A 12,556-nucleotide genomic window follows, 5' to 3' on the forward strand; every position below is an offset into this window, starting at 1 on the left:
CGTACGGTCGGATCATGCGCATTGTCATCGCAGGTGGACATGGTCAGATCGCGCTGCGGCTGGAGCGGTTGCTCGCCGCGCGCGGTGACGAAGTGGCAGGCATCATCCGCAGGCCGGCTCAGGCGGGTGACCTGCTGGCCGCCGGTGCCGAACCGGTCGTCTGCGACCTGGAGTCGGCGGCCGTCGGGGACATCGTCCGGCATCTGGAGTCCGCCGACGCGGCCGTGTTCGCAGCCGGCGCGGGCCCGGGCAGCGACATCGACCGCAAGGACAGCGTGGACCGGGGCGCGGCAGCCCTCTTCGCCGACGCGGCGGAGGCGGCCGGGGTGCGGCGTTTCGTCGTGGTGTCGTCCATGGGCGCCGACCGCGAGTCCCCGGAGGGCACCGATCCGGTCTTCGCCGCCTACCTGCGCGCGAAGGGCGCCGCGGACGACGACGTACGGGCCAGGGCCGGCCTGGACTGGACGATCCTGCGCCCCGGGCGGCTGACCGACGAGCCCGGCACGGGCACGGTGACGCTGGCGGAGTCGACGGGCCGCGGCGCGGTCAGCCGTGACGACGTCGCGGCGGCCCTGGCGGCGCTCCTGGCCGAGCCGGGCACGGCGGGGCTCACCCTGGAGCTGATCGGCGGGGACACGCCCGTGAAGGAGGCGGTCAGGGCCGTGGCGAAGGGCTGAGAGCCGGCGCCGCGGCGCGCCCTGGGGAGTGCGGCGGATCACACGGTTTCGACCGCGGCCGGCGCCTTTCGAGGGTGGCCGGACAACACAGAAGGGCCTCTCCGTAATGGAGAGGCCCTTCAGATGTGGCGGCGCCAGGGTTCGAACCTGGGTAGGCTGAGCCGGCAGATTTACAGTCTGCTCCCTTTGGCCACTCGGGCACACCGCCAAGGGTTGCCGCCCCGGTACCGCCTTGCGGTGGTGCTCCGTGGCAACGACGTAAACCATACCCGATGACCAGGGGTGGTCCGCCACTCGATTCATCGCCCCGCACCCGGCCCCCGGGTGGCTAGGCTGGCGCAGTGGTCTTGTGACCTCAGCCCTGATGGATCTACGTACGAGGAGCCAACTCAATATGGCCGACTCCAGTTTCGACATCGTCTCGAAGGTCGAGCGGCAGGAGGTCGCCAACGCCCTCAACCAGGCCGCCAAGGAAATTACGCAGCGCTATGACTTCAAGGGTGTCGGCGCCTCGATCGCGTGGTCCGGCGAGAAGATCGAGATGCGTGCCAACGCCGAGGAGCGCGTGAAGGCCGTTCTGGACATCTTCGAGACCAAGCTGGTCAAGCGCGGTATCTCGCTGAAGGCCCTGGACGCCGGCGAGCCGCAGGCGTCCGGCAAGGAGTGCAAGATCGTCGCCTCGATCGAGGAGGGGATCTCGCAGGAGAACGCGAAGAAGATCGCCAAGATCATTCGCGACGAGGGCCCCAAGGGCGTCAAGGCGCTGGTCCAGGGTGACGAGCTGCGCGTCAGCTCCAAGAGCCGCGACGACCTCCAGGAGGTCCAGGCCCTCCTCAAGGGCAAGGACCTGGACTTCGCGATCCAGTTCGTCAACTACCGCTAGCACTGCCGCCGACCGCCACTCCGTGCGGGCGGTCCGGCCACAGCGAGGGCGTTCCACCGGGGAGTTGCCCGGTGGAGCGCCCTCTTCGCGTCTCATGGGCGGTGTGCGGGGCGTCAGTTGCGCAGGCCGGTGGGGTGAGCGGCGCGCCGCCGTCAGCGGGTCGCGAAGGGGCGGTCCGTGGGGACGATCTCGCGGCCCAGCGGCATCAGCGAAATCGGGATCAGCTTGAAGTTGGCGATGCCGAGCGGGATACCGATGATCGACACGCACAGGGCGATGCCGGTGACGATGTGGCCGAGCGCCAGCCACCAGCCCGCGAAGACGATCCAGATGATGTTGCCGAGCAGGGAGCCCGCGCCGGCGTCGCGCCGTTCGACGGTCGTGCGGCCGAAGGGCCACAGGGCGTAGCTGGCTATGCGGAAGCTGGCGATGCCAAACGGGATGGTGACGATCAGAACGCAACAGATCAACCCGGCTACGACGTAGCCGATCGCCATCCAGAAGCCGCACAGGACCAGCCAGACGACATTCAGAATGAGCTTCATACGAGCCAGCCTCCCACGGGGAACATCTACCGGCGAGAAGGACGTTTCCGCACCCCGGGACGGTTGCGCCGGCCACGCGGGGGCTGTGCGGGTGGCGCGGATCGGCGCGTCCGGGGTGTCGGGACGGCACGATCTGGTCTCTTGTGTGATTGATGAGGTTGTCGGCATCGTCGCATCGAGTGCGGAGGCAGGCCCGTGTCCACTCAGGAGAACAAGAATCTCGTCCGGCGCTACTACGAGCAGATCGACGCCGGCAACCTGGCCATCCTGGACGAGCTCGTCTCGCCCGACTACCTCGACCACTCGCCGCCGCCGTTTCCGGGGATGGAGCCCGGCCTGGAAGGGCTGAAGGAGGCGTTCCGTATCTTCTGGGAGGCGACTCCAGGTACGCACGAGATCCAGGACCAGATCGCCGAGGGCGACAAGGTGGTGACCCGGCTGCTGTGCCGGGGCGTCCACGAGAAGGACCTGCCGGGCATTCCCGCGACGGGGAACGCGGTCGAGATGACGGCGACGGTGATCCACCGGATCGAGAACGGCAAGCTCGTGGAGAAGTGGTCCGACAAGGATCTTCTCCGGCTGCTCCAGCAGCTCGGGGTCATGCCGTCGCCCGAGGTCGCCTAGCCGGCCCGCAGGCTAGGAGCCGTGGCCCACCATCCGCTCCAGGCGGCTGATGCGCTCGGCCATGGGCGGGTGGGTCGAGAACAGCTTGGACATGCCCTCGCCCGCGCGGAACGGGTTCGCGATCATCATGTGGCTCGCGGTCTCCAGGCGGGGCTCAGGGGGCAGCGGGAGCCGCTGGGTGCCCGCCTCCAGCTTGCGCAGGGCCGAGGCCAGGGCGAGGGGGTCGCCGGTGAGGCGGGCGCCGGAGGCGTCGGCCTCGTACTCCCGGGAGCGGCTGACGGCCAGCTGGATGAGCGAGGCGGCGATCGGGCCCAGCAGCATGATCATGATCATGCCGATGAGACCGGGGCCCTCGTCGTCGTCCGACCTGCCGATGGGGATCAGCCAGGCGAAGTTCACCAGGAACATCACTACCGAGGCGAGCGCGCCCGCGACCGAGGAGATGAGGATGTCGCGGTTGTAGACGTGGCTGAGCTCGTGGCCGATGACGCCGCGCAGCTCGCGCTCGTCGAGGAGGCGCAGGATGCCGTCGGTGCAGCAGACGGCGGCGTTGCGGGGATTGCGGCCCGTGGCGAAGGCGTTGGGCGCCTCGGTCGGGGAGATGTACAGCCGGGGCATCGGCCGCCGGGCGGACGTGGAGAGCTCGCGCACCATGCGGTAGAGCTCCGGCGCCTCGAACTCGCTGACGGGCCTGGCGCGCATCGCCCGCAGAGCGAGCTTGTCGCTGTTCCAGTAGGCGTAGGCGTTGGTGCCCAGGGCCACCAGGACGGCGACGATCAGGCCCGTACGCCCGAAGAGGCTGCCGATGACGATGATGAGCGCGGACAGCCCTCCCAGGAGGACGGCGGTCCTGAGCCCGTTGTGCCGGCGGTGCACGGTACGCCCTCCAAGCGGTGCGGCAGGGGAACCCTTTTGCTGATGGCGCCATGACGGCGCTTCCACGCTCCAGTGGAACCTTCTGTACTGGCCAACGCCAGGTGAAGGCCGCTGGTTCCCTTGTGCACGTGGGGGCGGACCGGCCGTACGGGTGACCGCGCCTACAGCAGCGCGCCCGAGGCGAAGCGCAGGACGAGCTGCGGGGCGCCCGACAGGGCGATGCCGGCGACCGCGGCGAGTGCCACGGCGGTGGCCAGCGGCGCGGGCACGCGCGCGTGCCGCCCGGCCGGCTCCGGCGTCTCCCCCTCCGCGGGGCGGAAGAGGACGGCCGTCCACTGGAGGTAGTAGTACAGGGCGATCACGACGTTGACGGCCATGACCACCGCCAGCCAGCCCAGCCCCGCGTCGACGGCCGCCGTGAAGACGGTGACCTTGGCGAACAGGCCGATGACGCCCGGCGGCAGGCCGGCCAGGCAGAGCAGGAAGAAGCCGAGCGCGAGCGCGGCGAGCGGGCGGCGGGCGTACAGGCCGCGGTAGTCGCTGACGCGGTGCTCGGGGCTGGTCCGGGCGACGAGCCCGGCGACGGCGAAGGCGCCGAGGTTCACGGCCGCGTACATCAGGGCGTACGCGATGGTGGAGCCGACGGCGTGCGCCGGGTCGTCGGCGTAGCCGGCGGCCGCGAGGGGGACCAGCAGATAGCCGGCCTGGCCGACCGAGGACCAGGCGAGCAGGCGTACGGCGCTGTGCGCGCGCTCCGGGCGCTGGCGCAGCGCGCCGACGTTGCCGACGGTCATGGTGAGGGCGGCGAGCACGGCGAGGGCCGGGCCCCACACGTCGGCGTAGGACGGGAAGCCGACGACGGTCACCAGGATCAGGCCGGTGAAGCCGACGGCCTTGCCGACGACGGAGAGGTAGGCCGCGATGGGCAGCGGCGCGCCCACGTAGGTGTCGGGGACCCAGAAGTGGAAGGGCACCGCGGCGGTCTTGAAGGCGAAGCCGACGAGGGTGAGGGCCACGCCCGCCTGCGCGAGGGTGTCCAGGCGCGGGTCGACGTGGGTGAGGGCCTCGGCGACCTGGGTGAGGTGGAGGGTGCCGGTGGCCGCGTAGACGAAGCTGACGCCCAGCAGCATGACGGCGGTCGCGGTGACCGACGACAGGAAGAACTTCAGGGCGGCCTCGGAGGAGCGGCGGTCGCCGCGCCGCAGGCCGACCAGGGCGAAGGCGGGCAGGGAGGCCACTTCGAGGGCGACGACGAGCGTGGCGAGGTCCCGGGAGGCGGGCAGCAGGGCGGCGCCGGCGGCGGAGGACAGCAGCAGGAACCAGTACTCCCCGGCGGGAAGTTTGAAGTCCGTGAGGTCACTGATGGACAGAAGGGCCGTCAGCAGGGCGCCGCCCAGCACCAGGAACTGGATGACGAGCGTGAAGTGGTCGGCGGTGTAGCTGCACGCGCGCGTGCCCGACGTCAGGCAGAAGGTGGAGCGGTCGCCGTCGAGGAGCGGCAGCAGGGACAGGCCGGCCAGCAGCAGTCCGCCGATCGCGATCCCGCCGAGGAGGGGCTTGCGCTCCTCGGGCAGGAACAGGTCGGCGACCAGGACGACGAGCGCCACCACGGCGGTGACGGTGGGCGGGGCGATGGCGAGCCAGTCGACGGACTGGACCAGGGAGCCCATCAGTTGCCTCCTCGGAGGAGCTGCTGAACGGCCGGGTCGGTGAGGCCGAGGAGGGCCGCGGGCCAGAGTCCGGCGAGGACGGTGAGGGCGACGAGCGGGGTCCAGGCGGCGAACTCGTACGTCTGGACGTCGGCGAGGGCGGGTCCGTGCGCGGGCCTGGCACCTTCCTCCCCGCCGTCGCCGCCCATGCAGACGCGGCGTACGACGACGAGCATGTACGCGGCGGTGAGCAGCGTGCCGAAGCCGGCCAGGGCCATGAAGGTGAGGAAGGCGGGGCGGCTGAGGCCGTCGGCGGGACGGAACGAGCCGAACATCGCGAGCATCTCGCCCCAGAACCCGGCGAGTCCGGGCAGCCCGAGGGAGGCGACCGCGCCGAAGGCGAGGAGGCCGCCGAGGCGGGGCGCCCGGCCGTAGAGGGCGGCGCCGGTGGCGCCGGAGAGGGTGTCGAGGTCGCTGGTGCCGTAGCGGTCCTTGACCGCGCCGACCAGGAAGAACAGCAGGCCGGTGATGAGGCCGTGGGCGATGTTGGCGAACAGCGCGCCGTTGAGGCCGGTGGGGGTCATCGTGGCGATGCCGAGGAGGACGAAGCCCATGTGGCCCACGGAGGAGTAGGCGATCAGGCGTTTGAGGTCGCCCTTGCCGCCGGTGCGGGCGAGCGAGAGGCAGACCAGGGAGCCGTAGATGATGCCGACGACCGCGAACGCGGCGAGGTAGGGCGCGAAGGTGTGGGCGCCGTCGGGGGCGATGGGCAGGACGATGCGCACGAAACCGTACGTGCCCATCTTCAGCAGGACGCCCGCGAGGAGCACCGAGCCGACGGTCGGGGCAGCCGTGTGGGCGTCGGGGAGCCAGCTGTGCAGGGGCCACATCGGGGCCTTGACGGCCAGTCCGACGCCGATGGCCAGGACCGCGATGAGCTGGGTGGTGTGGCTGAGCTTCGAGCCGTTGTCAGTGGCCAGTGCCACCATGTCGAAGGTGCCGCCCTTGATGCCGATGAGGAGGAGGCCGAGCAGCATCACGACGGAGCCGAGCAGGGTGTAGAGGATGAACCGCCAGGCCGCGCGCTCGCGGCCGTCACCGCCCCAGCGGGCGATGAGGAAGTACATCGGGATGAGCACCATCTCGAAGGCCAGGAAGAACAGCACGAGGTCGAGGACGGCGAAGCTCGCGAGGGTGCCGGACTCCAGGACGAGGATCAGCGCGACGAATGCCTTGGGAGACGGGCCCGCCGGCATTTTCTTGTAGCTGTAGAGCGCGCAGAGGAAGGTCAGCAGCGCGGTCAGGACGAGGAGGGGGAGGGAGACGCCGTCCACGCCGAGGTGGATCCGGATGCCGAGGGCGGGGATCCAGCTGATGTCGGTGGTCGCCTGCATCCGCGCCGGGCGGTCGTGGTCGAAGCCGGCGGCGAGGGCGACGGACAGGGCCAGGACCAGGCCGGTGACGGTGACGCCGTGGCGGAGCACGGCCTGGTCGGGGCCGCTGCCCTTGAGTCCGGGCGGGGCCGGGAGCAGGGCGGCGACGGCGCCGACGAGGGGGAGGACGACGATGCCCGCGAGGAGGAGCTGCATGGCGGTGTGATTCACGGTCAGGCTCCGGTGGCTACGAGCACGGCGGCGACGGCCAGGACGACGGAGCCGGCGAGGAGGGCGCCGAGGTAGGTCTGCACGTTGCCGGTCTGGGCGCGGCGGACGGCCGTGCCGAGCAGGCCGGGCGCGGTCGCGGCGCCGCGGACGTAGGTGTCGACGACCTCGCGGTCGAGGAAGTGCGCGAGCCGGGCGGCGGCGCGTACGGGCCGGACGAACAGGACGTGGTAGACGGCGTCGAGGTGGAAGCCGGCCGCCGCGTGACGGTGCAGGGGGCCGAGGAGGAGGCGGCCGGGGTCGGCCGGGTCGGGGGCGGAGGCGATGTGTCCGTAGACGGCCTCGTGGCTGGCGATGGCTTCCTCCTCGGAGACCGCCGGGGACGCGTCGGGGTCGGCCGCGACGGCGCCCATGGGCGTACGGGCGGCGAGCGCGGCGGTGCGGCGCCAGGCCGCGTAGGTGAGGAGCGCGCCGACGAGGGCGGCGCCGGTGCCGAGGACGGAGGTGGTGAGGGTCGGGGTGAGGGAGCGCCCGTCGAACCAGTCGGGGAGCTTCCACGCGGCGAGGCCGAGCCCCAGGGCGGGGATCGCGAGAACCCAGAGAACGGCGTTCATGGCGGCCGGTTCCCGGCCGTGGGAGGGGGCCTCGGCGCCCTTGCCGTGGAAGGCGAGCAGCCACAGGCGGGTGGCGTAGCCGGCGGTGAGCAGGGCGGTGAGGAGCCCTGCGACGAGGACGGTCCAGCCGGCCGCGCCCGGGATGCCGGCCGCGTGGCCGCCGGCCGCGTGCTCGGCGGCGCCGAGGACGGCCTCCTTGGAGAAGAAGCCGCTGAACGGCGGGATCGCGGCGAGCGCGAGGAGGGCGACGGTCATCGTCCAGTAGGCGTCGGGGATGCGCTTGGCGAGCCCGCCCGTCCTGGCCATCGCGGCCAGCGAGTTCGTACCGGCGGCGTGGATGATCACGCCCGCCCCGAGGAAGAGGAGGGCCTTGAACGCGCCGTGGGTGATGAGGTGGAAGACGGCCGCGTCGCGGTCGCCGACGGCGAGGGCGCCGGTCATGTAGCCGAGCTGCCCGACGGTGGAGTAGGCGAGGACGCGCTTGATGTCGTCCTGCGCGAGCGCGGCGAGCGCGGAGCCCACCATCGTGACGGCGGCCATCACGGCCAGGACGACCAGCGCCGCCGTGGACGCGGCGAAGAGGGGGAGGAGCCGGGCGATGAAGTAGACGCCGGCCGCGACCATCGTCGCGGCGTGGATGAGCGCGGAGACGGGCGTGGGGCCGGCCATCGCGTCGGGCAGCCAGGTGTGCAGCGGGAACTGCGCGGACTTGCCCGCGACGCCGGCCAGCAGCAGCAGCGCGATCAGCGTGGGGTGGGCGATGTCGCCGGAGGTCACGGCGGTGAGGATGCCGTTGATCCGGAACGTCCCGGCGTCGGCGGCCAGCGCGAGGATGCCGATCAGGAAGGGGACGTCGCCGAGCTTGGTGACCAGGAACGCCTTGAGCGAGGCGGCGCGGGCGGCCTCGGTCTCCCAGTAGTGGCCGACCAGGAAGTACGAGCAGATGCCCATGATCTCCCAGCCGACGAGCAGCACCATGAGGTCGCCGGAGTAGACGACGAGCAGCATCGCGGAGGTGAAGAGGGAGACGAGGGCCGCGTAGGAGGGGTAGCGGGGGTCGTCGCGCAGGTAGGCGGTCGAGTACAGCTGGACGCAGGACGCGACGACGCCGACCAGGACGGCGACGAGGACGGCGAAGCCGTCGAGGTGCAGGGCCAGGTCGATCGGCACGGAGCCGGTCGGGGTGAGGCGGGTGGCCGCGTCGATGGCCTCCCCGGCGCCGGTGCCGCCGCCCTGCCGGCAGGCGACGACGACGGCGAGCACGGCCGCGGCGACGGTCGGCAGCACGGCGAGCGGCCGGACGAACCCGGGCGCGCGGCGGCCGAGCAGCAGGCCGGCGACGGCACCGAGGAAGGGCAGCAGGGGGACGAGTACGGCGGTGGTCGTGGTCGTCACGCGGCGGCCTCCGCCGTTTCCTCGCGGTCAGCGCGTCGGGAGGGGTGCTCGTCCTCGCTGAGGTCGCGGAGCCGGTCGATGTCGGCCGTGCCGCGGTTGCGGTACACGAGCAGCACGATCGCCAGGCCGATGCCGATCTCGGCGGCGGCGATGGCGATGATGAAGAGGGTGAGTGCCTGGCCGGCGTGGAGCGCGTCGCGCAGCCATACGTCGAAGGCGACGAGGTTGAGGTTGACGGCGTTGAGCATCAGCTCGACGGACATCAGGACGAGGATGGCGTTGCGCCGGGCGAGGACGCCGTAGAGGCCGGTGGCGAAGAGCAGGGCGGCGAGTACGGCGGGGTAGACGAGATGCATCAGCGCTCCTCGTTCTTCCTGCGGGACAGGACGATCGCGCCGACGAGCGCGGCGAGCAGCAGGACGGACAGGGCTTCGAAGGGCAGCACCCAGTGCCGGAAGAGGATCTCTCCGGAGACCTCGGTGGAGCCCTGCGGCGCGCCGCCGAGGTCGATCCACGTCGTACGGAAGGCGTCGACGACCACCCAGACGAGTGCGCCGGCGGCGGCGACGGCGACCGCGAGGGCGGCCCACCGGTTGCCCGAGTCGGCGTCCGGGGAGCGGCCGATGGGGGCCTTGGTGAGCATCAGCCCGAACAGGAGGAGGACGACGACGGAGCCGACGTAGATCAGCACCTGGACCCAGGCGATGAACTCGGCCGTGAGCAGGAGGTACTCCACGGCGAGCCCGCCGAGGGTCACGACCAGCCAGAGGGCGGCGTGCACGAGCTGCTTGGTGGTGACGGTGACGAGGGCCGCGCCGAGGGTGGCGAGGCCGACGAGGAGGAAGGCGATCTCGACGCCGGAGGTGGAGAGGAAGCCGTGCGTCTGGGCGGCGAGGGCCGCTGTGCCGGTCATGCCTCGTCCTCCTTCTGTCCGGCCTGCTCGCCTGGTCCGGCCTGCTCGTTCTGTTCGGCCTGCCCGTTCTGTACAGCCTGCTCGGCGGCGGCCTGCTCGGCTGCCTGCTGGGCGGCCAGCTTCTCGGCCGTCTTGCGGGCGGCGGCGATCTCCTTCGGCTCCTCGGCCGCGGGGTCGAGGGCGGGCGGCTCCGGCACGGTCCACATCCAGTCGCGGAGCTTGTCGCGCTCGTGGGTGAGGTCGTGGATGTCGGTCTCGGCGTACTCGAATTCCGGGGACCAGAAGAGCGCGTCGAAGGGGCACACCTCGATGCAGATGCCGCAGTACATGCACAGCGAGAAGTCGATCGCGAAGCGGTCGAGGACGTTGCGGCTGCGCTCGCGGCCGCCGGGGGCGGCCGGGGGCACGGTCTCCTTGTGGGAGTCGATGTAGATGCACCAGTCCGGGCACTCGCGGGCGCACAGCATGCAGACGGTGCAGTTCTCCTCGAACAGGCCGATGACACCGCGGGTGCGGGGCGGCAGTTCGGGCTGTACGTCCGGGTACTGGGCGGTCACCGTCCGCTTCGTCATCGTCCGGAGGGTGACGGCGAGCCCCTTGGCCAGGCCGGAACCGGGGAAGGACATTATTGGATCACCACCTTGACGACGCCGGTGAGCGCGATCTGCGCGAGGGCGAGCGGAATGAGAACGGTCCAGGCCAGCTTCTGCAGCTGGTCCTCGCGCAACCGCGGGTAGGTCACGCGCAGCCAGATGACCACGAAGGCGAGCAGGGCCGCCTTGAGCAGGGTCCACAGCCAGCCGAGGCCGTCGGCGCCGAAGGGCCCGTGCCAGCCGCCGAGGAAGAGGACGGTGGTGAGGCCGCAGAGCACGACGATGCCGGCGTACTCCGAGAGCAGGAAGAGGGCGAAGCGGAGGCCGGTGTACTCGGTGTACGCGCCGAAGATGATCTCGGAGTCGGCGACGGGCATGTCGAACGGCGGGCGTTGCAGTTCGGCGAGGCCGGCGGTGAAGAAGACGAGGCCGCCGACGATCTGCCAGGGCACCCACCACCAGTGGAACGCGTCCACGATGCCGGGCAGCGAGACGGTGCCCGCGGCCATGGCGACCGAGGCCGCGGCGAGCAGCATCGGCAGCTCGTACGCCATCAGCTGGGCGGCGGTCCGCAGGCCGCCGAGCAGCGAGAACTTGTTGGCCGACGCCCAGCCGGCCATCAGCGAGCCGAGGACGCCGACGCCCATGACGGCGAGGACGAAGAAGATGCCGGCGTCGACGACCTGCCCGACGGCGTTGCCGGGCCCGACCGGGATGGCCACGAGCACGAGCAGGTAGGGCAGGAGGGCGACGGCGGGAGCGAGCTGGAAGATCCGCCGGTCCGCACCCGCGGGGACGACGTCCTCCTTCTGCGCGAACTTGACCCCGTCCGCGACGAGCTGGGCCCACCCGTGGAACCCACCGGCGTACATGGGCCCGAGCCGGCCCTGCATGTGCGCCATGACCTTGTGCTCGGTCTGCCCGACGACCAGCGGCAGCACGAGGAAGGCGACGAACACGGCGAGGAGGCGCAGGACGACGTCGAGAGTGTCGCTCATGCGGGGTCGCCTCCGGCGGGGGTGTCGTGGTCTTCGGCCTCGGGCCGGGGGTCGGCCTTGCCGGCCGGGGGCTTGTCGGCCGGGGCCTCGTCGGTGCTGGTGCCCGGGGCGGGCGGCGGGGGCGGGGTGGTCTCGTCGGCCGGGGACGCCTGATCGCCGGAGGCGTCCGCGGCGGCCGGCCGGGACATCCCGCCGGGGGTGCCGGACTGTGGGCCGGCAGGGGCGCCGGCCTCGCCGGTTCCGACGCCCGGGGCGGGCGGCTCGGGCGCGGTGGCCTCGTCGGCCGGGGTCGGCGAGGCCACCTGCTGGGACGTCTCGTCCGTGGCCTTCGGCCGTGGTTCGGATGGCGTGCCGGGGGCGGCGGCAGCCGGCGTACCGGGCCGACCGCCGTCCGGAACGGTCGGGATCGCCGGCTCGGGTGCCGCGTCGGCTGCCCGGTCGACAGGGGCTGACGGCTTGGCCTCGTCGGCCGGGGCGGTCGGGGTGGGCGCGGCCTCCCCCTCGCCGGGCCGGGCACCCGCGGCGTCTGCCGTACGGTCCGAGTCCGTGCCCCGCTCGACCGCTTCGGGCAGAGGCTCGGGCTCGGTGGTCGGCTGGTCGTCGAAGGCCGGGCGGGCGTGGTGCCATGGGGCGTCGGCGGAGCGCGGGGCCGGGCTCGGGCGCGTCGGCCGGTCGGCGGCCTGCTGGCTCGCCGAGCCGTCGGACGCGCTACGGCTACGCCGGGCCGGGGCGACCGCACCCTGCTCGGGCGCGCCCTCCGAAGCCGGCATCCCCTGACTCGCCGAACCCTCGGACGCACTGCGGGTACGCCGACCCGGGGCGGGCGCGCCCTGTTCGGTGGCTCCCTCGGCAGGCGCCTGGCTCGCCGAACCCTCCGTCACGCTGCGCGTACGCCGCCCCGGGGCGACCGCGCCCTGCTCGGGCGCGCCCTCGGCAGCCGTCGGCGCCTGGCTCGCCGAGCCCTCGCTCACGCTGCGGGCGCGGCGGGCCGGGCGCTCGCCCGGGGCCGTGCGGGCCGCTCGGGCGGGGCGGGTGGGGGCCGGGGGGAGCTGGCCCTTGAGGGGGCCCCATTCGTTGGGGTCGGGGACGCCGGGGGGCAGCATCTGGCGGCGTTTCGGGCCGCCGTGTTCCGATTCGCCCGGTTCCTTCGCGCCCGGCCACGCCTTGGCCACGCGTGCCGCCAGGACG

At 72.4% G+C, this 12,556-nt stretch carries 12 protein-coding genes, 1 tRNA gene and 1 pseudogene; 3 read left to right on the forward strand and 11 right to left on the reverse strand.

All coding sequences use genetic code 11. From position 1 onward, the window contains the following. Positions 1-14: 14 nt before the first annotated feature. A complete protein-coding gene (locus J7E86_RS03120) occupies positions 15-677 on the forward strand; it encodes an NAD(P)H-binding protein (RefSeq protein ID WP_215079492.1) in 663 nt (220 codons plus the stop codon). A 126-nt stretch (positions 678-803) separates the two neighbouring features. Here the strand turns inward: J7E86_RS03120 and J7E86_RS03125 are convergent. After that, positions 804-885, reverse strand: a tRNA-Tyr gene (locus J7E86_RS03125). Positions 886-1,071: 186 nt separating this feature from the next. Between J7E86_RS03125 and J7E86_RS03130 the strand changes: the two genes are divergently transcribed. Next, the gene (locus J7E86_RS03130) at positions 1,072-1,560 is read left to right on the forward strand and encodes a YajQ family cyclic di-GMP-binding protein (RefSeq protein ID WP_215079493.1); all 489 of its coding nucleotides are present in this window, start codon (positions 1,072-1,074) and stop codon (positions 1,558-1,560) included. 152 nt (positions 1,561-1,712) lie between these two features. Here J7E86_RS03130 and J7E86_RS03135 read toward each other — a convergent pair whose 3' ends face one another. After that, on the reverse strand, positions 1,713-2,105 hold the full coding sequence (locus tag J7E86_RS03135) for a YccF domain-containing protein (protein WP_215079495.1): 393 nt from the start codon (positions 2,103-2,105) through the stop codon (positions 1,713-1,715). Positions 2,106-2,300: 195 nt separating this feature from the next. Between J7E86_RS03135 and J7E86_RS03140 the strand changes: the two genes are divergently transcribed. Next, positions 2,301-2,729, forward strand: coding sequence for an ester cyclase (locus J7E86_RS03140; RefSeq protein WP_215079497.1), 429 nt, complete (start codon positions 2,301-2,303; stop codon positions 2,727-2,729). A 12-nt stretch (positions 2,730-2,741) separates the two neighbouring features. Here J7E86_RS03140 and htpX read toward each other — a convergent pair whose 3' ends face one another. From htpX to J7E86_RS03185, 9 genes and pseudogenes are all read right to left on the reverse strand, one after another. After that, positions 2,742-3,605: a zinc metalloprotease HtpX gene (gene htpX / locus J7E86_RS03145; RefSeq protein WP_215079499.1), complete on the reverse strand. Its 864-nt coding sequence runs from the start codon at positions 3,603-3,605 to the stop codon at positions 2,742-2,744. Positions 3,606-3,766: 161 nt separating this feature from the next. Continuing rightward, positions 3,767-5,275 carry an NADH-quinone oxidoreductase subunit N gene (locus tag J7E86_RS03150; protein WP_215079501.1) on the reverse strand — a complete coding sequence of 503 codons (1,509 nt, stop codon included), beginning with the start codon at positions 5,273-5,275 and terminating at the stop codon, positions 3,767-3,769. Next, complete coding sequence (locus J7E86_RS03155) at positions 5,275-6,843, reverse strand: NuoM family protein (protein WP_215079515.1); 1,569 nt, start codon at positions 6,841-6,843, stop codon at positions 5,275-5,277. Before J7E86_RS03155 ends, J7E86_RS03150 begins: the two co-directional genes overlap by 1 nt. 17 nt (positions 6,844-6,860) lie before the next feature. Beyond that, entirely contained in the window at positions 6,861-8,864 is a 2,004-nt protein-coding gene (locus tag J7E86_RS03160; protein WP_215079503.1) for an NADH-quinone oxidoreductase subunit L, read from the reverse strand. Next, a complete protein-coding gene (nuoK, locus tag J7E86_RS03165; protein WP_215079505.1) occupies positions 8,861-9,220 on the reverse strand; it encodes an NADH-quinone oxidoreductase subunit NuoK in 360 nt (119 codons plus the stop codon). Before nuoK ends, J7E86_RS03160 begins: the two co-directional genes overlap by 4 nt. Beyond that, positions 9,220-9,777, reverse strand: coding sequence for an NADH-quinone oxidoreductase subunit J (locus J7E86_RS03170; protein ID WP_215079507.1), 558 nt, complete (start codon positions 9,775-9,777; stop codon positions 9,220-9,222). The genes nuoK and J7E86_RS03170 overlap by 1 nt, the downstream gene beginning before the upstream one ends. Further along, entirely contained in the window at positions 9,774-10,403 is a 630-nt protein-coding gene (locus J7E86_RS03175; protein WP_251018579.1) for an NADH-quinone oxidoreductase subunit I, read from the reverse strand. Before J7E86_RS03175 ends, J7E86_RS03170 begins: the two co-directional genes overlap by 4 nt. Beyond that, positions 10,403-11,368 carry a complex I subunit 1 family protein gene (locus tag J7E86_RS03180; protein WP_215079509.1) on the reverse strand — a complete coding sequence of 322 codons (966 nt, stop codon included), beginning with the start codon at positions 11,366-11,368 and terminating at the stop codon, positions 10,403-10,405. Before J7E86_RS03180 ends, J7E86_RS03175 begins: the two co-directional genes overlap by 1 nt. Next, a pseudogene (locus tag J7E86_RS03185) lies at positions 11,365-12,556 on the reverse strand (NADH-quinone oxidoreductase subunit C); the annotation flags it as partial. The gene J7E86_RS03180 and the pseudogene J7E86_RS03185, both read right to left, overlap by 4 nt.

The organism is Streptomyces sp. ISL-11 (assembly GCF_018614525.1).
Taxonomy (GTDB): Bacteria; Actinomycetota; Actinomycetes; order Streptomycetales; family Streptomycetaceae; genus Streptomyces.

Excerpts from the sequence above, each read along its gene's own strand:
- J7E86_RS03180 (WP_215079509.1), bottom strand. The coding sequence starts at position 11,368 with ATGAGCGACACTCTCGACGTCGTCCTGCGCCTCCTCGCCGTGTTCGTC.
- J7E86_RS03155 (WP_215079515.1), bottom strand. The coding sequence starts at position 6,843 with ATGCAGCTCCTCCTCGCGGGCATCGTCGTCCTCCCCCTCGTCGGCGCC.
- nuoK (WP_215079505.1), bottom strand. The coding sequence starts at position 9,220 with ATGCATCTCGTCTACCCCGCCGTACTCGCCGCCCTGCTCTTCGCCACC.
- J7E86_RS03175 (WP_251018579.1), bottom strand. The coding sequence starts at position 10,403 with ATGTCCTTCCCCGGTTCCGGCCTGGCCAAGGGGCTCGCCGTCACCCTC.
- J7E86_RS03150 (WP_215079501.1), bottom strand. The coding sequence starts at position 5,275 with ATGGGCTCCCTGGTCCAGTCCGTCGACTGGCTCGCCATCGCCCCGCCC.
- J7E86_RS03130 (WP_215079493.1), top strand. The coding sequence starts at position 1,072 with ATGGCCGACTCCAGTTTCGACATCGTCTCGAAGGTCGAGCGGCAGGAG.
- J7E86_RS03135 (WP_215079495.1), bottom strand. The coding sequence starts at position 2,105 with ATGAAGCTCATTCTGAATGTCGTCTGGCTGGTCCTGTGCGGCTTCTGG.
- J7E86_RS03120 (WP_215079492.1), top strand. The coding sequence starts at position 15 with ATGCGCATTGTCATCGCAGGTGGACATGGTCAGATCGCGCTGCGGCTG.
- J7E86_RS03170 (WP_215079507.1), bottom strand. The coding sequence starts at position 9,777 with ATGACCGGCACAGCGGCCCTCGCCGCCCAGACGCACGGCTTCCTCTCC.